The sequence below is a fragment of the Aureimonas phyllosphaerae genome (genome assembly GCF_900113065.1).
In the GTDB taxonomy this organism is placed as follows: Bacteria; Pseudomonadota; Alphaproteobacteria; order Rhizobiales; family Rhizobiaceae; genus Aureimonas; species Aureimonas phyllosphaerae.
Genome location: NZ_FOOA01000016.1, coordinates 1 through 22,888 on the forward strand (window position 1 = coordinate 1; position 22,888 = coordinate 22,888).

Consider the following 22,888-nt stretch of genomic DNA (forward strand, 5'->3'; position numbering starts at 1 on the left):
CTTCGGGCACGGCTTCACGGCGTCCGGCCATCCGGTCTCGACGGCCGTCGGGCTCGAGAACCTTGCCATCATGGAGGAGCAGGACTGGGCGGGGAACGCGGCGCGGCTGGAGGCGCAGTTCCAGGGGGGCCTTCGCTCGTTCGCCGATCATCCGCTGGTCGGCGAGGCGCGCGGCGACGGGCTGATCGGGGCGCTGGAGCTTGTGGCCGACAAGGCGACGAAGCGTCCCTTCGAGACGGTGGGCGCGGTCGGGCGCATGGCCGCAGTGATCGGCCACGACGAGGGGCTGATCTTCCGCGCCATCGGCGACCAGCTGGCGCTCTGCCCGCCGATGATCGTCACCGCCGACGACATCGACGAGATCATGGCCCGCATGGGACGAACGCTCGCGCGGCTGACCGACGCCGCGCACAAGGAGGGGCTGATCTGAACCCCTTGCGCCGCCGCCTCAGAGACTGTTTCGGACGTCTCTGGTGGAGGCCGGCGAGGGATTTTCAATCCGGAACGAGGCGCTCAGCGCAGTCGATGCCGGTGGCATCGGCGCGCATCGGCAACGAAGCCTCGGATGAAAAGGCCCACCGGGCCGACCCGGCAGACCTTGGAAACAGGCTCTCACACCATGAGGTGGCGGCGCACCTCCGGGTCGTCGAGATCGGCGCCGACGCCCGAAAACACGATCCGGCCGCGATCGAGGATGTAGACCCGGTCGGCGAGCTCCCGGCAGAAGTCGAGATACTGCTCGACCAGCAGCACGGCGATGCCGGCCTCCTCTTTCAGATAGCGGATGGCGCGGCCGATGTCCTTGATGATCGAGGGCTGGATGCCCTCGGTCGGCTCGTCCAGCACCAGAAGGCGCGGCCGCGTGACGAGGGCGCGGCCGATCGCGAGCTGCTGCTGCTGGCCGCCCGACAGATCGCCGCCGCGCCGCCCGAGCATCGATTTCAGCACCGGAAAGAGCTCGAACACGTGGTCGGGGATCGTGCGATCGCCCCGTTTCACCGGCGCAAAGCCCGTCTGGAGGTTTTCCCTCACCGTCAGGAGCGGAAACACCTCGCGCCCCTGCGGCACGAAGCCGATGCCGGCCCGCGCCCGCGCGTAGGGCGCGCTCGATCCGAGATCCTCGCCGCCGAGCTGGATCGTGCCGCGCCGGATCGGCTGCTGGCCGACCACGGCCCGCATGAGCGAGGTCTTGCCCACCCCGTTGCGCCCGAGGACGCAGGTGATCTCGCCGGCTTTCGCCTCCAGCGACACGCCCCGCAGCGCCTGCGCGGCACCGTAGTAGAGATCGACGTCGGAAACGGTCAGCATGGGTTCTGCGCCCTTTCATGTGGCCGGCGGCCGAGGGCCGGCAAGGGTTGTTTCGTCGCCCGGGGAAGCCGGGCGCACTCTTTGCCGGCGGATCGGCCAAGCGGCGGACGAGACCCGTCAGCCCGACCCGCCTGAAGCCATCAAAAGCGCGCTAGCGCCCCAGATAGACCTCGATGACGCGCGGGTTTGCCGAGACGTCGTCGAGCGGGCCTTCGGCGAGCACGTGGCCTTCGTGGAGGCACGTCACCTTCACGCCCAGCATGCGCACGAAATGCATGTCGTGCTCGACCACGACGACCGATCGCTCCCTTGCGATGTCGCGCAGGAGACGCGCCGTCTCCTCGGTCTCGGCGTCGGTCATGCCGGCGACGGGTTCGTCGATGAGGAGAAGCTCGGGGTCCTGCGCGAGCAGCATGCCGATTTCCAGCCACTGCTTCTGGCCGTGGCTGAGGTCGGCGGCCGACAGCGCGCGCTTCTCGGCAAGGCGCACGGTCGCGAGGATCTCGTCGATGCGCGCATCCTCGGCGGCGCTCCGCTTGTGGAGGAGCGCTGCGAAGATCGAGCGGGACCCGGCAAGCGCGAGGCGGAGATTGCCCTCTACCGTGTGGCCCTCGAACACCGTCGGCTTCTGGAACTTGCGGCCGATCCCCATCGAGGCGATCTCGGCCTCGTCGTGCCGGGTGAGGTCGGTATCGCCGGCGAAATAGACGTCGCCCGTGTCGGGACGTGTCTTGCCGGTGATGATGTCCATCATCGTGGTCTTGCCGGCCCCGTTCGGACCGATGATCGCGCGCATCTCGCCGCGCGCCACGACCAGCGAGAGGTCGTTGATCGCCTTGAACCCGTCGAAGGCCTTATTGACGCCGTTGAGGTAGAGAAGCGTCTCGCCGCGCGGCGGGCGCATCCTGGCGTCGGCCTCGCGCCGGTCCGCCATTGCGGTCGCGAAGGGATGGGGCGAGACGCGGGCGGGCATGGTGTCTTGCAGCATCGTCGTCACTCCGCGGGGTTGGCTGCGGCGTCGGCCGGGCCGGTCGCGACGCCCTTCTCGGCGCGGGCGGCCTGGCGGCGCTCCCGGAGCGCGCGCCAGCCATGATCGAAGGTGCCGACGATGCCGCGCGGCAGGAAGAGGGTCACGAAGACGAAGAGCCCGCCGAGGATGAAGAGCCAGGCGTCGGGCGCGGCCGCGGTGAAGTAGCTCTTGCCGCCGTTGACGAGGACGGCGCCGATGACCGGCCCGAGGATCGTCGCGCGCCCGCCGACCGCCGTCCACACGACGACCTCGATCGAGTTGAGCGGCGCGAACTCGCCGGGGTTCACGATGCCGACCTGCGGCACGTAGAGGGCACCGGCGACACCCGCCATCATGGCCGAGAGCGTGAAGGCGAAGAGCTTCACGTGCTCGGCCCGCCAGCCGAGGAACCGCGTCCGCCCTTCCGCATCGCGCACCGCCACCATCAGCGCCCCGAGCTTGGAGTGCGTGACGGCGGCCACCACGAGAACGCCGGCGGCGAGCGCCAGCGCGGTGGCGGCGAACAGCCCGGCGCGCGTCGCGGCGGCCTGAAGCGGGGCCCCGAGAATCTCCTTGAAGTCGGTGAGGCCGTTGTTGCCACCGAACCCCATGTCGTTGCGGAAGAAGGCGAGAAGCAGCGCGTAGGTCAGCGCCTGCGTGATGATCGAGAGATAGACGCCGGTGACGCGGGAGCGGAAGGCGAAGTAGCCGAACAGGAAGGCGAGGAGCCCCGGCACCAGAACCACCATCAGCGCGGCGAACCAGAACTGGTCGAAGCCGTACCAGAACCAGGGCAGCTCCCGGTAGTTCAGGAACACCATGAAGTCCGGCAGGTCCGGGTTGCCGTAGACGCCGCGCGCGCCGATCTGGCGCATCAGGTACATGCCCATCGCATACGCGCCGAGCGCGAAGAAGGCGCCGTGGCCGAGCGACAGGATGCCGATATAGCCCCAAACGAGATCGAGGCTGAGGGCGAGGAGCGCATAGGCGAGATACTTGCCGAAAAGCGGCACGAGATGGTCGGGCACGTGGAGCGGATGAGTCGGCTCCAGCGCGAGATTCAGCACCGGGACGAGGACGGCGAGACCTAGGAGGGCGAGCGCCAGCCAGACGGCGCGGGGGCCGAGAAACCGTGCGGTGATCATGCGTCCACGAACCTTCCCTTGAGGGCGAAGAGGCCGCGCGGCCGTTTCTGGATGAAGAGGATGATGAGGACGAGCACCACGATCTTGCCGAGAACGGCGCCCGCATAGGGCTCGAGGAGCTTGTTGACGATCCCGAGCGAGAAGGCGCCGACGAGCGTGCCCCAGAGGTTTCCGACCCCGCCGAAGACGACGACCATGAAACTGTCGATGATGTAGCCCTGACCGAGGTCCGGCGAGACGTTGTCGACCTGGGAGAGCGCGACGCCCGCCATGCCGGCGATGCCCGACCCCAGCGCGAAGGTCAGCGCGTCCACCATCGGCGTGCGGATGCCCATCGCGGCCGCCATGCGCCGGTTCTGCGTGACGGCGCGCATCTTGAGTCCCGCCGAAGTCCGGTTGAGGACGAAGAGCAGCGCGGCGAAGACGGCGAGCGCGAAGACGATGATCCAGAGCCGGTTCCAGGTGACGGCCATCTGGCCGATGTCGAAGGAGCCGGACATCCAGGACGGGTTCGACACCTCGCGGTTGGTCGGCCCGAAGATCATGCGGATTGCCTGCTGGAGAATTAGCGACACGCCGAAGGTCGCGAGCAGCGTCTCCAGCGGGCGCCCGTAGAGGAAGCGGATGATGCCGCGCTCCATGACGAGGCCGACGAGGCCGGAGACGAGGAAGGCGAGCGGCAGGGCGACGGCGAGCGACCAGTCGAGCCATTCCGGCGCGTGGTCGCGCATCGCCTGCTGCACCACGAAGGTCGTGTAGGCGCCGAGCATCACCATCTCGCCATGCGCCATGTTGATGACGCCCATGACGCCGAAGGTGATGGCAAGGCCGATCGCGGCGAGAAGCAGGACGGAGCCGAGCGACAGCCCGTACCAGACGGTCTGCGCATGGCCCCAGAGCGCGATCGTGCCCTCCACCGCAGCCGCGCCCTTCTGCGCGGCGGCGGCCACCGTCGGATCGGCGTCGCCGGCCGCCGAGCGCAGCATGTTGAGCGCCGCACGGTCGCCGCGCGCCTCGAGCGTCGCCACGGCCGCGACGCGCTCAGGGGCCGGGCGGTCGGACTTGAGGACCGCGCCGGCGCGTGCTTCGGCCAGCGCCGCGTCGACGCGGGGGTCGTCCTCGCGCGCGATCGCGGCATCCAGCATGTCGATCTGGTCGGGCGAGGCACGCTCGAAGAGGGCGGTCGCGGAGGCGAGGCGCGCGGCCGGATCAGCCGAGCCGAGCGTCAACGCCCCCATCGCCTCGGCGACCAGCGTGCGGATGGAGTTCTTGACGCGGACCTTTTCCAGCGCCGCCTTGGGCCGTTCCCCGAGCGCCTCGCCGGTGAGGGGATCGCGCGCAGCCAGCGACGCGCCGCGCCCCTCGCCGATCACGACGCGGCCCCCGTCCTTCTCATAGTAGAGGTTGCCGTCGGCGAGCGCCTGCAGCGCCGGGGCGACCGCGGGATCGCCGGTGGCGGCCAGCGCGCGGATCGTCGCTTCCGTGTCCTCGAAGCTCTTCTTGCCGCCGAAGGCCTGGACGAGCGAGGCGGGATCGCCGCCTTGCGCGAAAGCCTGGGAGGACGGCAGGAGCACCAGGGCCGCGGCGAAGGCGACGACGAGAAGGGCCGGGCGCAGGGAGACGAGCCGGCGAAGCCAATCGGGCATGGGTCCACTCCAGACCGGGGTCGCGCGTTCGCCGAGGTAGGACCGACGCTCGCGGAAGATCGAAGGACGAGCGCCCCGCCGGACCGGCGGGGCGAGAGGATCGGGAGGGGCCGCCGGGACGGCCCCTCCCCGCGCGGTCAGTTGGAGGCCGCAGCTCCGGCACCGCCGCACTTGCCGGTCTCGGTGTTGAAGTTTCCGCAGGACATCGGGGCGCGCCAGTCGGCGATCAGCGGCTTGGACTCCGGCAGGTAGTCGGACCATTCGTCGCCGAGCACGAGGCCCGCCGTCTCGTTCACCACCTCGAACTGGCCGTCTTCCTGGATCTCGCCGATCAGGACAGGCTTGGTGATGTGGTGGTTGGCGCCCATCGAGGAGAAGCCGCCGGTGAGGTTCGGCACGGAGACGCCGACCATCGCGTCGATCACCTTGTCGGTGTCGGTGGTGCCGGCGGCCTCGACGGCCTTCACCCACATGTTGAAGCCGATGTAGTGGGCCTCCATCGGGTCGTTCGTCACCCGCTTGTCGTCCTTGGTGAATTCACGCCACTTCGTGATGAACTCTTCGTTCTCCGGCGTGTCGACCGACTGGAAGTAGTTCCAGGCCGCGAGATGGCCGACCAGCGGCTTGGTATCGATGCCGGCAAGTTCCTCCTCGCCGACCGAGAAGGCGACGACCGGAATGTCGGAGGCCGACACGCCCTGGTTGGCGAGCTCCTTGTAGAAAGGCACGTTGGCGTCGCCGTTGACGGTCGAGACCACCGCGGTCTTCTTGCCGGCGCCGCCGAACTCCTTGATCTGCGAGACCTCGGTCTGCCAGTCGGAGAAGCCGAAGGGCGTGTAGTTGACCTTGATGTCCTCGGCGGCGACGCCCTTGGACTTCAGATAGGCCTCGAGGATCTTGTTGGTGGTGCGCGGATAGACGTAGTCGGTGCCTTCCAGAACCCAGCGCTCGACGCCCTCGTTCATCAGGTAGTCGACCGCCGGGATCGCCTGCTGGTTGGGCGCGGCGCCCGTGTAGAAGACGTTGCGCTCGGACTCCTCGCCCTCGTACTGGACGGGGTAGAACAGGATCGAGTTCAGCTCCTTGAACACCGGCAGCACCGACTTGCGCGAGACCGAGGTCCAGCAGCCGAAGACGGCCGCGACCTTGTCCTGCGCGATGAGACCGCGCGCGCGCTCGGCGAAGAGGGGCCAGTCGGACGCGGGGTCGACCACCACCGCCTCGAGCTTCTTGCCGAGGAGGCCGCCTTGTCTGTTCTGCTCGTCGATGAGCATGAGCATGGCGTCCTTCAGCGTCGTCTCCGAGATCGCCATCGTGCCCGACAGCGAGTGGAGGATGCCGACCTTGATCGTGTCTTCCTGCGCATGGGCGGCAAGACCCGCCGCGAACGTGGTGGCGGCATAGGCGCCCAAGAGCCAGCCGGCCTTCGTCGAAACTCGCATGGGTTGATCCCCTCATGGATGGTTCGCGGCACCCCCGCCGCACGGAAGGGACCATCGGACGGCGCGCCGCGCGGGGACATACGTCAAATGACGTAGACGCCGGCCTCCGGCCTGCGCATAGGATCGGGGGCCAAGCCAACCGACCGGGACCGGAATGAACGGCCGCCAGCGCATCCTTCCCGTCCGCCGCGAATACAATCGCTGGGTCGCCAACCAGACGCTGGAAGACTACGCGCTGCGCTTCACGGCGAAATCCGCTCGGCGCTGGACGGCCGCGCGCGTCTCGCAGACGGCGATCGGCGCGATCTCCTTCCTGGCGCTGGAAGCCGTCGGCGGGGCGATCACCCTGTCCTTCGGCTTCGCCAACGCGGTGGCCGCGATCCTCGCCGCCACCGTGATCCTCTTCGTCACCGGCATCCCGATCAGCCTTTATGCCGCGCGCCACGGCGTCGACATCGACCTCCTCACCCGCGGCGCGGGCTTCGGCTACATCGGCTCCACCGTCACCTCGCTGATCTATGCGAGCTTCACCTTCATCCTCTTCGCGGTGGAGGCCTCGATCATGACGGCGGCGCTGGAGCTCGCCTTCGGCCTGCCGCTGTGGATCGGCTACATCGTCTCGGCCGTGGTGGTGATCCCGCTCGTCACCCACGGCGTCACCTGGATCAGCCGCTTCCAGCTGTGGACGCAGCCGCTTTGGATCGGGCTGAACCTCCTGCCCGTCGGCTTCATCCTCGCGCAGGACTGGGGCTCGGTGGAAGCCTGGATGGCGTTTCCGGGGCTGGAAGCCACGGGGCCGGACGGGTTCGACCTCCTGAAGTTCGGCGCGGCGGCGGCCGTGATCCTCGCGCTGATGCCGCAGATCGGCGAGCAGGTGGACATCCTGCGCTTCCTGCCGGGCAACGGCCGCGCCAAGACGTGGAACTGGTGGTTCTCGTTGTTCGCCGCCGGGCCCGGATGGATCGTACTCGGCGCGCCGAAGCTCCTGTTCGGCTCGTTCCTCGCGGTTCTCGCGCTGCGCTCCGGCGTTTCCAGCGAACACGCCGCCGAGCCCGCCTACATGTACCGGGCGGCCTTCGGCTTCGTGGTGCCGAACGAGACGGCGGTCCTTCTCCTGACGGCCGCCTTCGTCGTGGTCAGCCAGCTCAAGATCAACGTGATGAACGCCTATGCGGGCTCGCTCGCCTGGTCGAACTTCTTCTCGCGTCTCACCCACTCCCATCCGGGCCGGGTCGTCTGGCTCGTGTTCAACGTGGCGATCGCGCTTCTCCTGATGGAGCTCGGCATCTACCGCGCGCTGGAAGCGACCTTCGGCCTTTTCGCCAATGTCGCGGTGGCCTGGCTCGGGGCGATCGTCGCGGATCTCGCGATCAACAAGCCGCTCGGCCTATCGCCGCCCGGCATCGAGTTCAAGCGCGCCCATCTCTACGACCTCAACCCCGTCGGGCTCGGCTCGATGGGGCTGGCGACGCTCCTGTCGATGCTGGCCTTCGCCGGTCTCTTCGGCGCGGCGTTGCAGGCGCTCTCGGTCTTCGTGGCGCTCGGCACGGCGCTCGTCACCGCCCCCCTGATCGCCTGGGCCACCGGGGGCCGCTTCTATCTCGCCCGCAAGCCGCACGCCGAATGGGCGCGGCGGAAGACCATCGCCTGCCGGGTCTGCGAGCATCCGTTCGAGCCCGAGGACATGGCGCATTGCCCCGCCTATGCCGCGCCGATCTGCTCGCTCTGCTGCTCGCTCGACGCGCGCTGCCACGACCTCTGCAAGCCGCACGCGCGCTTTGCCGCGCAGGCCTCCGCGCTCGCCCGCGCGACGCTGCCGCAGGCCCTCCTCGCGCGCATCAGCTCGCGCACGGGGCGCTATCTCGGCGGCGTCTCGCTTCTGGCCTTCGTCCTGTCGCTGGTGCTTGGGCTGATCGACTATCAGGCGACGCTCGCGAGCCCCGAGGATTCCGAGACGATCGCCGCCGCGCTCTGGGCCGCCTTCTTCATCCTCCTCATCGTGTCGGGCATCGCGACCTGGTTCTTCGTGCTGGCGCAGGAGTCGCGCCGCGTCGCACAAGAGGAGTCGGCCCGCCAGACCAGCCTTCTCCTCAAGGAGATCGCCGCCCACAAGCGCACCGACGCCGCGCTGCAGGCCGCCAAGGAACGGGCGGAGGCGGCGAGCCTTGCGAAAAGCCGCTATGTCGTGGGCATGAGCCACGAGCTGCGCACGCCGCTCAACGCCGTCCTCGGCTATGCCCAGCTTCTGGAAGGGGATGCCGCGATCCCGCGCGAGAAGGCGGGCGGCATCCGCACCATCCGGCGCTCGGCCGAACACCTGTCCGGCCTCATCGACGGCATCCTCGACATCTCCCGCATCGAGACAGGCCGCCTGACGCTCCAGCGCTCCGACGTGCGGCTCGACGATTTCCTCGCCCAGATCGTCGACATGATCCGCCTCCAGGCCGAGGCCAAGGGGCTCGTCTTCCGCTTCGTGAAGCCGGCAAACCTTCCCGAGGTCGTGCGCACCGACGAGAAGCGCCTGCGCCAGATCCTGATCAACCTCCTGTCCAATGCGGTGAAATACACCGAGAGGGGCACCGTCACCTTCGAGGTCGCCTATCGCAGCCAAGTCGCGATCCTCTCGGTCACCGACACCGGCCCCGGCATCGCCGAGACGGAAGCGGAGCGCATCTTCGAGCCGTTCGAGCGGGGCGATGCGGCCCGCGGCAAGCTGCCGGGCCTCGGCCTCGGCCTCACGATCACCCGCCTTCTCGCCAGCCTGATGGGCGGCGACGTGACGATGGAAAGCCGCCCGGGCGAAGGCAGCCGCTTCGCCGTGCGGGTCATGCTGTCGGCCGCCTCGCCGCGCCCGGCCGCCAAGGGCACGGTCGATGCGCCCGAGCCTGACGCGCCGGTGCGCGGCTATGCCGGCCCGCGCCGCACCATCCTCGTCGCCGACGACGACGAGGCGCATCGCGACCTGATGGTCGAGCTCCTGCGCCCGCTCGGCTTCATCGTTCTGACCGCCGCCGACGGGCCGACGGCGCTCCGGCTCGTCGCCGAGATCCGCCCCGACCTCTTCCTTCTCGACATCCAGATGCCCGGCATGGACGGCTGGCAGCTCGCCCGGCGGCTGCGCACCGAGGCGCAGGACGGGGCGATCCTGATGCTGTCGGCGACGCTCGCCGAGATGCCGGCGCCCGGTCTCGAGGCGGAAGACGATCCGGGCGTCGCGGGCGCCCTGACGAAGCCCGTCGACCTCCGGGCGCTCCTGTCGACGATCGGCCGCGCGCTGGCGCTCGACTGGACGCGCGACGAGCCCGCGCTGACCGAACCCTCGTCGCCGGGCAAGGCTGCGGCACGCCCGGACGCCGCCGACCTTGCCGAACTCCGGCGCCTCGGGCGGATCGGCTTTGCCAAGGGGATCGAGCGCAAGCTCGCGGCCCTCGAGGAGAACCCCGCCAACCGCGACTTCGTCGCCCGCCTGCGCGAGCCCGCGCGCGACTTCGACTGGAAGAGCTTCACGGCGATCCTCGAGGAGACCGACGATGCGTGAGGACGGGGGCCGGGGCGGCGAGAGCCATATCGTGCTGGTGGTCGACGATTCGCCCGACACGCTGCGCCTCCTCACCGACGCGATCGAGGCGACGGGGGCGACCGTGCTGGTCGCGCTGGAGGGCGAGCAGGCGCTCGGCATCGCCGCCGAGATCACGCCCGACATCGTCCTGATGGACGCGATGATGCCGGGCATCGACGGGTTCGAGACGACGCGCCGCCTCAAGGCCGACCCGGCGCTGCGGCACGTGCCGGTGATCTTCATGACGGGGCTCGGCGAGACCGAGCACGTCGTGCGCGGGTTGGAGGCCGGCGGCGTCGACTACGTGGTGAAGCCGATCGTGCCGGACGAGCTCCTCGCCCGCATCCGCGTCCATCTCGGCAATGCTCGCTCGACGCAGAGCGCACGCGCCGCGCTCGATACGACGGGCCGCTTCCTGTTCGCCGCCGACGGGGCAGGCCGCATCCTGTGGGCGACGCCGCAGGCGGGACGGCTTCTGGGCGCCGGAGCCGGCGAGGCCGCCCTGCCCTCGGCCGCGCACGAATGGCTGGCGGCGGGCGCCGAGCCGGCGCGCGTGCCGGCCGGCGGCTGGCCGCTGCCCTCCGATCCCGACCGGCGCACGACGCTCAATTTCGTCGGCCGGATGAGCGACGGCGAACACCTCTTCCGCCTCGCCGTCGAGGACGCGTCCGCCGAGGAAGCGACCTTGCGCGACCGCTTCCAGCTCACCGCGCGCGAGGCCGATGTCCTCGTCTGGCTGTCGCGCGGCAAGTCCAACCGCGACATCGCCGAGATCCTGTCGCTCTCCCCGCGCACGGTGAACAAGCATCTCGAGGTCGTCTTCGCCAAGCTCGGCGTCGAGAATCGGGCGTCGGCGACGTTTCTCGTGATGAAGACCCTGTCGGAGCGCTGACGCGTCAGGCGGCGCGCCGGCGGGGCATCGCCTGAACCGCGGCGTGGGTCGCCGGGCCACCGGCGCTCTGCCGCGTCTCGAACCGGTCGACGAGCCCGGCGAGATCGTCGGTCTCGCGCATCAGGTTCTGCGTCGCGGCGGTGGTCTCCTCCACCATCGCGGCGTTCTGCTGGGTCACCTTGTCCATCTGGTCGGCGGCGATCGACACCTCCTTCAGGGAGGCCGCCTGTTCGCGCGCCGCGCGGGCGATGCCCTCCACCGTGCGCGTGACGTCGCCGACCTGCGAGACGATGTCCTCGAGGCTGCGGCCCGAAGCGGTGACGAGATCGACCCCTGCCTCGACCTGGGTCCGGGAGAGCGCGATCAGGGTCTTGATCTCCTTGGCGGCCTCCGCCGAGCGCTGGGCGAGACCGCGCACCTCCTGCGCAACGACCGCGAAGCCCCGGCCCGCCTCGCCGGCGCGCGCGGCCTCGACGCCAGCGTTCAGGGCGAGGAGATTGGTCTGGAAGGCGATCTCGTCGATGACGCCGATGATCGAGCCGATGCGCTGGGACGAGGCCTCGATCTCGCTCATCGCCGAGACGGCGCGGGTCACGATCTCGCCGCCCCGCTCGGCACTGCGCAGCGCCTGCGCGGCAGACCCCTGCGCCTTGCCGGCATCGGCGGCGGCCAAGTTGATGCCGCGCGTCACCTCTCCGAGCGCGGCCACGGTCTGTTCGAGATTGGCCGCCTGCTGCTCGGTGCGCTGCGACAGGTCGCCCGCGGCCGCCGCGATCTCGCCGGAGCCGGTGGCGATGGCCTGCGCGTTGGTGCGCACGTCCATCAGTGTCTCCTCCAGCCGCGCGATCGCGCCGTTGAAGTCGAGGCGGATCGGCTCGAGGCGCGGCGCGAACGCGGTGTCGATGCGATGGGTGAGCTTGCCGTCCGCAATGGCCCCGAGGCCCGCCGCAAGGCTCTCCATCGCCCGAGCGATCTCGGCCGCCTCCTCAGTCCGCGCGCGGTCGCGCTCCTGCCGCTCGCGCTCGGTGAGCGAGCGGTTGGCGTCGATCTCGCCCTCCAGCCGCAGCCGTTCGGCGGCGTTGTCGCGGAACACGGTGACGCAGCGCACCATGTCGCCGATCTCGCTGCGGTCCGGCGCGACGTCGAGGGCCGTGTCGGCCCGCCCGCCCGCAAGCTCGCGCATGATCTGCACGAGACGCCCGACGGGCCGCGTGATCGACCGCGTGACCGAGGCGACCATCAGCGCGACGAGCGCCAGAAGTCCGGCCGTAAGGGCAAGCGACAGGACGAGCGCCTTCTTCTCGACCGAGGCCGTCGTGGTGGCGAAGGCGCCGAGGTCCGCGCTCACGGCATCCTGGATATCCTTCAGGGCGTCGATGCGGGCCGAACTCGCGTCGTACCAATCCTTGCCGGTCACGAACGAAATCGTTCCGCCGAAGGGACCCTGGAGACCTGTCGTGCGCATGCCGTCGACGCGCTTGCCGACGGGGCTCTTGAGCATGGCGTCGAGCGCCTGCCGGGCGTCCGGCGTCGCGCGGTCCCGGAAGCTCGAGAAGCGGGCGTTCTGCGCGGCCGCCTCGCCGACGAAGTCCCGGTAGAGATCGGGCGTGAAGCCGCCCGCCGTAAATGCCGTGACGCCGGCGGTGCGCTCGCGGCCTGCCCCCTCCTTGGCCTGCAACAGCGAGGTGTAGGCGAGGATGCGGTCCGAGATCTCGCTGTTGGTGGTCAGCCGGTTCATCGATCCGACCACGGCGATGAGGCTGTCGACCGCCTGCCCGAAGGTGGCCGCGACGTCGGCGGGCTTGGCCTTCAGCGCCGAGATGCCCTCGCGGATCGGGGCGATCGCGTCGAGACGGGTCTGCGCGTCGCGCGCGAGATCCTTCAGGACCGCGTCGCCCGGCGCCTCGGGCGCGGCAAGGTCCAGCGCCCGGAAGCGCGTGATCGCCGCGTCCACCGCTGTCCGCTGCTGGTCGAGCAGCCCGGCGAACTCGCCCTTGCCCTTGGCCGCCGTGAAGCCGGTGGCGGTCGCGCGCTCCTTCTGCACCTCGTGCATCACTGAGCCGATGGTCGCGGCCGTGCCCGACAGGTCCGCCACCATCCCGGCCTCGGACGCCGCCCGCATCGTCGACAGGTTGGTCTTCACCGCCATGCCGAGAAGCGCCAGCGTCGGGATCGCCGCCACGATGACGATCCGCGTGCCGATCTTGATGTGGCTCATCGTCATCTTCATCGGCAGGGCGCCTCACGGGGGTTGGGACCGGACGCCTTGGCTACGAGAGACCACAACGCGTCCACGACGTCGGAATGCCGAAATCGTGAGTGAAACTCGTTGAAGAATGATGATCGGTTCGGCGGGATCGACTGCCGCCTTTTGAAACATTCTGCTGCAACGCCGTTGCCGCGATGCCGCATCGCTGGCTGTCTGATTCCTCAAGCCGCTGCCGGCCGAAGAGATCCAGGCTTGGTCAACGGCCGGGAACACTTGCGGCGGGAACCGGTCCGCCGCGGCGCGCGTCGGCCGCGGCCAGCGTCGGCATGGTCGTGCTGCGCACCGGAGCTGGCGCGGCGGACGGCGTGACAGCCTCGGGCACCACGGCGGCGTCGACCCAGCCCGTGAAGATGCCCGACTCCACGCGGGCAAAGCCGCCCTCGCGGCGGGTGACGCGCAGCGGCCGGCCGGCATCCAGTACCATCCAGGCGGGCGCACCGGCTGAGGGGCTACGGCGGAGCGGCGTCGGCGAGCGGGTGACGAACCGCCCGTCGCCGGCAGGGGCCGCACGCTCGACCTTCGCGGGCACGGCGACGGGGGTCCGGGCGGCAGGGGCCGGCGCGGGCGCGGCGGCGGCGGACGCCGGACGCGCGTCCGGCACGGCCGCGCGCGGCGGCGGCGGGTTGGCGGCGGGTGGACGGAGCGCCGCCTGACGAGCCTCGGGGGCGCGCGGCTCGGCCGAGCGCGGCCGGTCCACGGCAGCCGGCGTTACGGCGGGACGCCTCGGCGCGGCGTCGCGATGGGCGGTGGCCGGCGCGTTGGCTTCGGTCAGCATCCGCTCCAACGCGGCGACCTGCGGCACATGTCGCTCGACGACCGCGCGGTTGGCGTCGAAGGCGATCCAGCCGACCGCCAGGATGCCGAGCCCCCACCACACCGGACCGACCCGGCGCCCGGCGGGGGCGCGCGGCTTGGCGCCCTTGCGCGAACGCGGCTTGCGCTGGGTCATGACGCGGCTCCCTTGGCTGACGGCGTTTGCGCAAGCCTTACGCGGCGAAGGTGGACGGATGGTGAACATTTCGAGAGCACGCGGCGCCGCATTCGAGCGATCGCCTCGCAACCCATTGTCCTTCCATGACATTTTCACATCGATCATCTCGCCGGTCGTCGTCCTGACCGCCGGTAGCCGGCACTTGAAACCGGGGCCGGCCGCCGCACCTTGCCGCGCAAGGGGACGCCGTGACTTACGGCTTCGACAAAGGATCAGAACGAATGAACAAGCTGACGCCCTTCGCCCTCGCCGCGACGCTGGCGCTGGCCGCCTGCGGCGACGATGCGCCCTCGACGCCGGCCGCCACCGCGCCGGCGACGACAACGACCACCACCACGACAACGACGCCTGCCGGCACGGCGCGCACTGAGGCGCAGGAAGCCGCGGACGCGATCGGGCAGGCGGGCCGCGAGACCGGCCAAGCGATCGGCGCCGCGGCGCAGGAGGCGCGCGATGCGGCCGCTCCGGCGCTCGAGCGCGCCCAGCAGGCGACGGGCCAGGCGATCGACGCCGCCAAGCAGGGCCTCAACAACCTGACGCGCGATGCAGCCTGCCAGACGGCACGCGCGGCCAACGACACGCAGGGCATCGCCGCCAACTGCTGATCCCCTCCGGGCGGCCGGTCAGCCGGCGGGCCGCCCCAGGATCATCTCGCGCACCTTGGCGCCCAGCGCCTCGTATTCGAAAGGCTTGGCGATGAGATCCATGTTCTCGCCGAGGAACTCGCCGCGCACCGAGGCCGATTCCGCGTAGCCGGTCACGAACAGGATCTTCAGCTCGGGCCGCAGGCGGCGCGCGATCTCGGCCAGCTGCCGCCCGTTCATGCCGGGCAGGCCGACATCGGTGACGAGAAGGTCGATGCGCGCGGACGATTCCAGCATCGGCAGCGCCATCGCGGCATCGACCGCCTCCAGCGGCTGGTAGCCGAGGTCGCCGAGAACGTCGACGATCAGCATGCGCACCAGACCCTCGTCCTCCACCACGAGGACGGTCTCCCCCTCGCCCGCCGGTACCTCGCCGGTCGCGACCGCGCTTTCCACCGCCACCGTCCCGGCCTCTGCGGGCAGGAGAAGGCGGATCGAGGTGCCTTCGCCCTCGCGGCTGTCGATCGCGACATGGCCGCCGGACTGCCGGGCGAAGCCGTAGATCTGCGACAGGCCGAGGCCGGTGCCCTGGCCGAGCGGCTTGGTGGTGAAAAAGGGCTCGAAGGCCTTGGCGAGGGTTTCCGGCGACATGCCCGAGCCCGTGTCGGCGACCTCGAGCGCCGCGAAGGGGCCGGGGCGCGCGGCGGCCCGCGTTTCCGCGTCCGTCGCGCGGCGCGCCGTGATCGTCAGGCGCCCGCCGTCCGGCATGGCGTCGCGCGCGTTGATCGCAAGGTTCAGGAGCGAGTTCTCGAGCTGGCTGACGTCGGTGCGCGCAACGAGCGGCTCGGGGCAGAGGCGCGTCTCGATCTCGATGTTTTCGCCGAGCGTCCGACGCAGGAGATCCTCCATGCCCTCGACGACGGTGTTGAGGTCGAGCGCTTTCAGGTCGAGCGACTGGCGGCGACCGAAGGCGAGGAGGCGTGCAGTCAGGGTCGCGGCGCGTTGGGCGGCCTGCATGGCGTTGCTGCGGTAGCGCTCCAGCGCCTCCATGTCGCCGGTGTCGATCCGCCGGCGCATCAGGTCGAGCGAGCCGATGACGCCCGCCAGCATGTTGTTGAAGTCGTGGGCGATGCCGCCGGTCAGCTGGCCGATCGCCTCCATCTTCTGCGACTGGCGCAGCGCCTCCTCCGCCCCCTCGCGCCGGGCCATCTCGTCGCGCAGCGCCTCGGTGCGCTCGGCAACACGCGCCTCCAGCGAGGCGGCGGCCTCGCGCAGCTCGTTCTCCATGCGTTTCTGCGCCGTCACGTCGAGCACGAAGATGTGGAACCCGTCGACCCGGCCTGCCGCGTCGCGGCGCGGCAGGTAGCGGATTTCCGACAGGCGATCGGCGCGGCCCGGCATGGCGAGCTGCGCCTCGAAGAGCGCCGGCTCGCCGGCAAGCGCCCGGCGCACGGCCTCGCGCCGCGTTTCGAACGTGTCCGGTCCGAGGACTTCGGGGATGGTGCGCCCGATCACCGTGTCCGCGCGGGTGCCGAACCAGTCCTCGTAGGCACGGTTGGCGAAGCGGTAGACGAGATCGCGGTCGACAAAGGCGATGAGGACCGGCAGCGAGTCGGTGACGAGCCGCAGCTCGCGCTCGGACGCGGCCAGCGCCTCGCGGCTGGCGGTCAGCTCGCGCAGCCGGTCGCGCATCTCGAACTGCTTCTGGCGCGCGCGCATCGCGGAGGCGATGGAGCTGACGAGCGACTCGATGCCGAGCGGCCGCTCCAGGATCATCACGTTGGTGACGGTCTCGGGCAGGCGATGGCGCAGGCCGACGATCGCGTCGGAGCGCCCCGTGCGCCGCGCCGCCAGCACCATGATCGGGATGTCGGACCAGTCGGGCTGGGTGCGGAGCGCCGCGGCCAAGGTGTCGAAGCCGGGCTCGAGGGCTTCCTGCGTGACGAGGATCAGCCCCACGCTCTCGCCCGCCTCGCCGGTCACCCGCTCGCTCAGCGTCGTCAGATCGGCGCAGACGGTCGCCCGGTACTGCTCCTGCGCCAGGAGCTCGCGCATGCTTTCGGCGTCGCGCCCGAAGGGGGCGCAGATCAGGACCTCGAAGCCTTGCGCCGCCCGCCTATGCACGTGTCCGCTCTTCCATCAGCGGACCGACCTCGCCGGAATATTCCGGCGTTCCGGTCAGGATGCCGCGAAACTGCACGAGCGGCGCGCCGACGCGGATGCCACCGGCGTCGATGCGAAGCTCGCGGATCGCCTCCTCGTGCGGCCCGCTACGGTTCTTGAGGATCGAGATCGCCTTGCGGAACCGCCCCTCCGCCTCGAAGAAGCGGATCAGGATCACCGTGTCGGCGACGTAGGAGATGTTGAGCGTGCCCGTCGACATGGTGCCGACCAGCCCGTGCTGCGGGTTGATCAGGAAGGTGCCGACGCCCTTCTGGTTGAGGTAGGACAGGATCTCGTGGATCTGAAGGATCAGCTGCTGCTCCTGGGGCATGGCGGCGAGATAGCCGTTGAGGCTGTCGATCACGAGAAGGCGGCAGCCGCGCGCCTCGACCTCCCGCCGGACGCCGAAGGCGAACTCGCCGGGCGAGATCTCGGCCGGATCGACCTGCACGATGCGCAGGAGCCCGCTGTCGAGATGCGGCTGGAGATCGAGCCCCATGGCCGTCGCGCGCACCATCATCGTGCCGATGCGCTCGTCGAACTCGTAGATCGTGGCCGGCTCGCCGCGCCGGCAGGCGGCTTCGACATACTGGAGGGCGAGCGTCGTCTTGCCGGTGCCGGCCGGGCCGGTGATCAGCGTGCTCGTGCCTCGAAGCGGTCCGCCGTAGAGCAGCGCGTCGAGCTCGGCGATGCCGCTTGCCATGGGATCGCCGAGGAAGGGCGTGTGATGCTGCGCGGCGATGAGGCGCGGAAACACCGAGAGACCGCCGCGGCGGATCGTGAAGTCGTGAAAGCCCGCGATGAAGTCGACGCCGCGCAGCTTCTGCACCTGGAGGCGGCGGCGCGCGGCGCCGAACTCGAGCGTCAGGCGCTCCAGCGTCAGGACGCCGTGGCACAGGCTGTGGAGGTGCGTGTCCCGCCGCCCGGCATCGCCCGCCGTCAGGTCGTCGATCAGGATGACGGTCGCCCCGCGCGGGGCGAAGAACTGCTTCAGGAGCAGGACCTGCCGGCGGTAGCGCAAGGGGTCCTGCGCGAGGAGCCGCATTTCCGACAGGCTGTCGAAGACGACGCGGTGCGGGCGCACGCGCTCCACCTCGTCCTGGATCAGCTGGATCATGCCGCCGAGCTCGACCTCGAAGGAATGGAGGATCGACTGCTCGCGGCCCTCGCCGAGCACGGCTTCCGCCGACGACAATTCGAAGATGTCGATCGCCGACAGGTCGAACCCGTGCGAGGCCGCGACCGCGAGAAGCTCCTCGCGCGTCTCCGACAGGGTGACGTAGAGGCAGCGCTCGCCCCGCTCCGCCCCGTCGATCAGGAAGCGCATGGCGAGCGTCGTCTTGCCGGAGCCGGGCGCCCCTTCCACGAGGTAGAGCCGCCCCGTCGGCAAGCCGCCGTTCAGGATATGGTCGAGTTCGGCATTGCCGGACGAGGTCCGATCGGACGTCTGACGCATCGGAAAACTCATCGGCTCATGGGTCGCTCGGCGGCCGGACGGGACCGCCCTTCCTTGACTAGCCAAGCCCTCAGGCCCGCGCAACGCATTTGCGCGTGTGCGCGAACGCATGGCGCGGCGCGCCGGCCGGCAACGCCTCTTCCGCCGGCGCGCCGGCCCATGCCAGGATGGGGCGGCGGGCGTGCGACGATCGGCGCGTGGACCAAGGACAGGGACAAGATCATGGCGGACAGGGTGGCGCTGGTGACGGCGGGCGGCAGCGGCATGGGCGCGGCGGCGGCGCGGCGGCTCGCCCAGGACGGATGCCGGGTCGCGGTCCTGTCCTCGTCCGGCAAGGGCGAGGCGCTGGCGCAAGCGCTGGGCGGCTTCGGCGTCACCGGCTCGAACCAGTCGGCGGACGACCTCGGGCGTCTCGTCGACGGCGCGATGGAGCGCTGGGGGCGGATCGACGTCCTCGTCAACAGCGCCGGCCACGGGCCGCGCGCGGCCGTGCTCGACATCACCGACGAGGACTGGCATCACGGTCTCGACACCTACTTCCTCAACGTCGTGCGCCCGTCGCGCCTCGTCGCGCCGATCATGGCGGCGAACGGCGGCGGGGCGATCGTCAACGTGTCGACGGCCTGGGCCTTCGAGCCGAGCCCCCTGTTTCCGACTTCGGCGGTGTTCCGCGCGGGGCTGGCCGCCTTCACCAAGCTCTTCGCCGACGCGCACGCGCCCCGGAACGTGCGCATGAACAACGTCCTGCCCGGCTGGATCGACAGCCTGCCGGGCACGGAGGAGCGCCGGCAGAGTGTGCCGATGGGCCGCTACGGGACGACGGCGGAGATCGCCGCCACCATCGCCTTCCTCGCCTCGGACGGGGCCGGCTACATCACCGGCCAGAACATCCGCGTCGACGGCGGCCTGATGCGCTCGGTCTGATCGCTTCAGGCGCGCTCGGCGACGGCTTTTGCCGCGCCGACCGTGATCAGCCGTTCGAGCGCGCCTTCCAGCGCGCGGCGCAAGCGCGGGTCGGCCGGCAGGTCGTCGCCGAAGACCTCGTGGAGCGACAGGAAGGCGTCGGCGAGACGCGCCGGATCGTCGCCCGCCCGCTCGCTCAGGTCCTTCAGGCGCGCGGCCATCGGGTCGCGCACGTCGATCGTCCCGCCCCGCTCGTCGCGCCCGCCGGCATAGCGGATCCAGCCGGCGAGGCCGAGCGCCAGCCGCTCGAACGGCTCGCCGGCCTTCAGCCGGTCGCGGATCGTGCCGAGCAGGCGCTGCGGCACCTTCTGCGAGCCGTCCATGGCGATCTGCCAGGTGCGATGCCGCAGGGCCGGATTGCGGAAGCGCTGGAGGAGCTCGGCGCGGTAGGCGGCGAGATCGAAGCCGAAGAGCGGCGGCAGCGTCGGCGCGATCTCCCTCTCCATCATCGCGGCAAGAAGGGCTGCGAAGGGCGCGTCGGCCATCGCCTGCGACACGGTCTCGTGGCCGGCGAGATAGCCGAGATAGGCGAGCGTCGAGTGCGAGCCGTTGAGAAGACGCAGCTTCATCAGTTCGAAGGGCTCGACGTCGGCGACGAAGCGTGCACCCCCGAGCGTCCAGTCCGGCCGGCCGTCGGCGAAATGATCCTCGATCACCCATTGCGAGAAGGGCTCGGTCATCACGGGCCAGGCTTCCTCGACCCCGAGCCGCTCGGCCACCAGCGCCCGGTCGGCATCGGTGGTGGCAGGCACGATCCGGTCCACCATGGTCGAGGGGAACGGCACCTCGCGCGCGACGAAGCTGCCAAGGGCGGCCCCCCGCAGCTCGGCAAAGGCCGAGACCACGCGCCGCGCCGTCTCGCCATTGGCCGGAAGGTTGTCGCAGGAGAGGACCGTGAAGGGCGGCAGACCCGCCTCCCGCCGCCGGTGCAGCGCCTCGACCAGGAAGCCGGGCGCCGAGCGGGGCGCGTGCGGGTGGGCAAGGTCGTGCACGATGTCGGGATGGGCCTCGTCGAGCGCGCCCGTCGCCGGGTGGTGGCAGTAGCCCTTCTCCGTCACGGTCAGCGAGACGATGCGCGTGTCGGGCGTCGCCATCAGGGCGAGCACCTCCTCCGGGTCCTCCGGCGCCACGAGCTGGCGCAGGATCGCGCCGACGACCTCGAACCGGTCACCGCCCCCTGAGCGCACCGCGACCGTATAGAGCCCGTCCTGGGGCTGGAGGGCGTCGCGCGTGTCGGGCGAGCGCAGCGATACGCCGGCAATGCCCCAGGCACGGTCGCCACCGTCCAGCACGGCCTGCGTCGCCACGGCCTGATGGGCTCGGTGGAAGGCGCCGAGGCCGAGATGCACGATCCCGATGCGCGTGGCGGCCCGGTCGAAGCGGGGCCGCGCGACATCGGACGGGATCGTGGACAGGGTGTCGTCGGACAGGCGCTGGGTCACGGGGAAAGGCCTCGCTGGTCTTCGCGGATCACGGCAGGCGCGCGAAAGACCCCGGGCATCGCCGTCGCCTCCCCTGCGGCTGCTCCCCCGTGTCTTCGACTGCTTGCCGGAGGCTGTCAATCACCCGCGCACGAACGGGTCAGCCGGCGTCTGCCATCGCCTCGAAGCGCCTTGCGCCCTGAGCCAGAACCCGCTCCATCGCATCGACGCCCGCGGGACGCCCGAGGAGATATCCTTGGAGGCCCTGAACCTTCAGTTCGGAGAGAACGGCCAGTTCCCCCGGCGTCTCGACGCCCTCGGCCACGACCTTGCAGCCGCAGCGCTCGGCGAAATCGACGAGCGCGCGAGCCAGCGCCTGACGCATCAGGTCGGTGTCGAGGCCGTGCACGATCTCGCGGTCGAGCTTGATGATGTCGGGGCGGATCGCCACGACGCGGCTCATTGAGGAATAACCCGCGCCCACGTCGTCGATCGCGATGCGCACGCCGCGCTCGCGCAAGCGGCCGAGGGCTGCGAGAAGATCGGCATAGTCGTCGATCCGCTCGTGTTCGGTGACCTCGAGGACCAGCCGGTCGGCCGGGGTCCCGGCGAGAAGATCGAGGAAACCGGGGGCGAGGATCGCGGCCGGCGAGGCGTTAAGGCCGAGCTGCACCCGGTGGCGCGCCCAGACCGGCGCATAGGCATCGAGCGCATTGGCGATCGCCCGGTGCTCCATCTCGATCTGGAGCCCGACCTCGGCCGCATCCGTGAACCAGGTCTCCACGGAACGGTGGGGATCTGCGGGAAAGCGCGAGAGCGCTTCCGCGCCGACCGGAACGAGCCCGTCCATCAGGAACACCGGCTGGAACACGATCGTCGGCCCGCCGTCGTCGAGAAGCCGGCGGATGCGCGCGCGCTTGGCCGCAAGAAGACTCTCGGCCTGAAGGTCGCGGTCGACCCGTTGCGCGACGAGGCCGGCGAAGGTGCGCATGACGGCGAGGTCGCGCTGGTTCAGGGAGTGGTCCGGGGCATGGCCGAAGCAGCAGAACGTGCCGTAGACCATGCCGTTGGACAGGCGGATGGGCACGCTGAGATGCGAGCCGATCGGCAGGGTCCTCGTGACCGGCAGGCGCGCGGCCTCCGCTACGCGCGCGGTGTCGGGCATGAGTTCGGGCAGACGGCCCTCGACGACCCCGCCGCAATAGGTCTCCTCCAGCAGGTCGCTGTCCCCTTCCCGAAGGAGAACGGGGGCATCGGCGTCGACATGGCGGAACACCCGCCGTCCGCCGACGAACTCGCCGATGAAGGCAATGTCCAGTCCGAGGTTCTGTCGCACCAGGCGCAGCATGGCGCGGATGTCGAGGAACCCGTCGACGGACTGGGGCATGTCATGACGCTGCATGGGCTGCCGACCTGTTTGTCAGTATTCGCCTGTAGATCGAACGATAACGTGCAAAGGTTGCATATGTGCACAAGCGCGCGGCGGCAACAGCCGAGCGCACACGAAAAAGCCGCCGGGGATCTCCCGACGGCTCCGCGTCCATTCTTTCGAAATGGAGATCCGGCCCAACACCTCGCCAGTACATCCGTGGTCGGACGACAGGCCGGACTTCTGGCGGCGCTTCAACCGGAACCGGGACGCGCCGCCTGACCGAGAGATGGGTGGATCCTCGTCCCCTTTCAAGAGGCCGATTGTTATCTTTGGAGAATTCTCAGTCGTAGACCTCGATCACGCTGCGGGTCTGCGGGTCGACGATCACCCGCTGGTTGTTGACGACAGCGTAGGCGTAGCCGTCATTGTCGGGGATGACGTGATACTCGACAGCCTGGGGCAGCGGCTCGCCGACGACGATCTGGCGCTCGTAGGTCACCGACGGAATGGTCTGCTGCGTGACGTAGGTGCGCACCGGCGCGGGAACGGCGACCACGGTCGCAGCCGGCGCCGCTTCCTGCGTGATGATGGTCGTCGTGGTCTGCGCCAGGGCCGGCGCGGCGATCAGGCTGGCAAGGCCCGCAAGGGCGATCAGTCGGCGCATCGCG

At 70.2% G+C, this 22,888-nt stretch carries 17 protein-coding genes; 5 read left to right on the top strand and 12 right to left on the bottom strand.

What is annotated here, in order from left to right; genetic code table 11:
- The coding region (locus BM175_RS16690; RefSeq protein WP_139224673.1) for an aminotransferase class III-fold pyridoxal phosphate-dependent enzyme at nucleotides 1-430 on the top strand (430 nt) is incomplete at its 5' end.
- 182 nt (nucleotides 431-612) lie between these two features.
- Here the strand turns inward: BM175_RS16690 and urtE are convergent.
- The 5 genes from urtE to urtA all read right to left on the bottom strand — a co-directional run bounded on the left by urtE (nucleotide 613) and on the right by urtA (nucleotide 6,550).
- Nucleotides 613-1,308, bottom strand: a complete 696-nt coding sequence (gene urtE / locus BM175_RS16695) for an urea ABC transporter ATP-binding subunit UrtE (RefSeq protein ID WP_090965025.1) — start codon at nucleotides 1,306-1,308, stop codon at nucleotides 613-615.
- 151 nt (nucleotides 1,309-1,459) lie between these two features.
- Nucleotides 1,460-2,212, bottom strand: coding sequence for an urea ABC transporter ATP-binding protein UrtD (gene urtD / locus BM175_RS16700; RefSeq protein ID WP_090965197.1), 753 nt, complete (start codon nucleotides 2,210-2,212; stop codon nucleotides 1,460-1,462).
- 89 nt (nucleotides 2,213-2,301) lie between these two features.
- Nucleotides 2,302-3,462 (bottom strand): urea ABC transporter permease subunit UrtC, encoded by a 1,161-nt coding sequence (gene urtC, locus BM175_RS16705; protein WP_090965027.1) that lies wholly within the window; start codon nucleotides 3,460-3,462, stop codon nucleotides 2,302-2,304.
- Nucleotides 3,459-5,108, bottom strand: a complete 1,650-nt coding sequence (gene urtB, locus BM175_RS16710; RefSeq protein ID WP_090965029.1) for an urea ABC transporter permease subunit UrtB — start codon at nucleotides 5,106-5,108, stop codon at nucleotides 3,459-3,461. The genes urtC and urtB overlap by 4 nt, the downstream gene beginning before the upstream one ends.
- A gap of 137 nt (nucleotides 5,109-5,245) precedes the next feature.
- Nucleotides 5,246-6,550, bottom strand: coding sequence for an urea ABC transporter substrate-binding protein (gene urtA, locus BM175_RS16715; RefSeq protein WP_090965031.1), 1,305 nt, complete (start codon nucleotides 6,548-6,550; stop codon nucleotides 5,246-5,248).
- A gap of 154 nt (nucleotides 6,551-6,704) precedes the next feature.
- On the opposite strand from urtA, the gene BM175_RS16720 reads away from it, so the two are divergent.
- Together BM175_RS16720 and BM175_RS16725 are read left to right on the top strand one after the other, a co-directional pair.
- Complete coding sequence (locus tag BM175_RS16720; protein ID WP_090965033.1) at nucleotides 6,705-10,088, top strand: ATP-binding protein; 3,384 nt, start codon at nucleotides 6,705-6,707, stop codon at nucleotides 10,086-10,088.
- Nucleotides 10,081-11,001 carry a response regulator gene (locus tag BM175_RS16725; RefSeq protein ID WP_090965035.1) on the top strand — a complete coding sequence of 307 codons (921 nt, stop codon included), beginning with the start codon at nucleotides 10,081-10,083 and terminating at the stop codon, nucleotides 10,999-11,001. Before BM175_RS16720 ends, BM175_RS16725 begins: the two co-directional genes overlap by 8 nt.
- A gap of 4 nt (nucleotides 11,002-11,005) precedes the next feature.
- Here the strand turns inward: BM175_RS16725 and BM175_RS16730 are convergent, their stop codons facing one another.
- Nucleotides 11,006-13,219 (bottom strand): methyl-accepting chemotaxis protein, encoded by a 2,214-nt coding sequence (locus BM175_RS16730; RefSeq protein ID WP_139224674.1) that lies wholly within the window; start codon nucleotides 13,217-13,219, stop codon nucleotides 11,006-11,008.
- 247 nt (nucleotides 13,220-13,466) lie between these two features.
- Nucleotides 13,467-14,219: an SH3 domain-containing protein gene (locus tag BM175_RS16735; protein WP_090965039.1), complete on the bottom strand. Its 753-nt coding sequence runs from the start codon at nucleotides 14,217-14,219 to the stop codon at nucleotides 13,467-13,469.
- Nucleotides 14,220-14,482: 263 nt separating this feature from the next.
- On the opposite strand from BM175_RS16735, the gene BM175_RS16740 reads away from it, so the two are divergent.
- The gene (locus BM175_RS16740) at nucleotides 14,483-14,866 is read left to right on the top strand and encodes a hypothetical protein (protein WP_090965041.1); all 384 of its coding nucleotides are present in this window, start codon (nucleotides 14,483-14,485) and stop codon (nucleotides 14,864-14,866) included.
- Between the two features lie 18 nt (nucleotides 14,867-14,884).
- Here the strand turns inward: BM175_RS16740 and BM175_RS16745 are convergent, their stop codons facing one another.
- Nucleotides 14,885-16,969, bottom strand: a complete 2,085-nt coding sequence (locus BM175_RS16745; protein ID WP_244546050.1) for a hybrid sensor histidine kinase/response regulator — start codon at nucleotides 16,967-16,969, stop codon at nucleotides 14,885-14,887.
- Complete coding sequence (locus BM175_RS16750; protein ID WP_244546051.1) at nucleotides 16,962-18,464, bottom strand: ATPase domain-containing protein; 1,503 nt, start codon at nucleotides 18,462-18,464, stop codon at nucleotides 16,962-16,964. The genes BM175_RS16745 and BM175_RS16750 overlap by 8 nt, the downstream gene beginning before the upstream one ends.
- 222 nt (nucleotides 18,465-18,686) lie before the next feature.
- On the opposite strand from BM175_RS16750, the gene BM175_RS16755 reads away from it, so the two are divergent.
- On the top strand, nucleotides 18,687-19,388 hold the full coding sequence (locus BM175_RS16755) for an SDR family oxidoreductase (RefSeq protein ID WP_210284038.1): 702 nt from the start codon (nucleotides 18,687-18,689) through the stop codon (nucleotides 19,386-19,388).
- 5 nt (nucleotides 19,389-19,393) lie between these two features.
- Here BM175_RS16755 and BM175_RS16760 read toward each other — a convergent pair whose 3' ends face one another.
- The 3 genes from BM175_RS16760 to BM175_RS16770 all read right to left on the bottom strand — a co-directional run bounded on the left by BM175_RS16760 (nucleotide 19,394) and on the right by BM175_RS16770 (nucleotide 22,884).
- Entirely contained in the window at nucleotides 19,394-20,869 is a 1,476-nt protein-coding gene (locus BM175_RS16760) for a mannitol dehydrogenase family protein (RefSeq protein WP_090965045.1), read from the bottom strand.
- A 139-nt stretch (nucleotides 20,870-21,008) separates the two neighbouring features.
- Nucleotides 21,009-22,250, bottom strand: coding sequence for a sensor domain-containing phosphodiesterase (locus tag BM175_RS16765; RefSeq protein WP_090965047.1), 1,242 nt, complete (start codon nucleotides 22,248-22,250; stop codon nucleotides 21,009-21,011).
- A gap of 310 nt (nucleotides 22,251-22,560) precedes the next feature.
- On the bottom strand, nucleotides 22,561-22,884 hold the full coding sequence (locus BM175_RS16770; RefSeq protein WP_090965203.1) for a DUF1236 domain-containing protein: 324 nt from the start codon (nucleotides 22,882-22,884) through the stop codon (nucleotides 22,561-22,563).
- Nucleotides 22,885-22,888 lie beyond the last annotated feature (4 nt).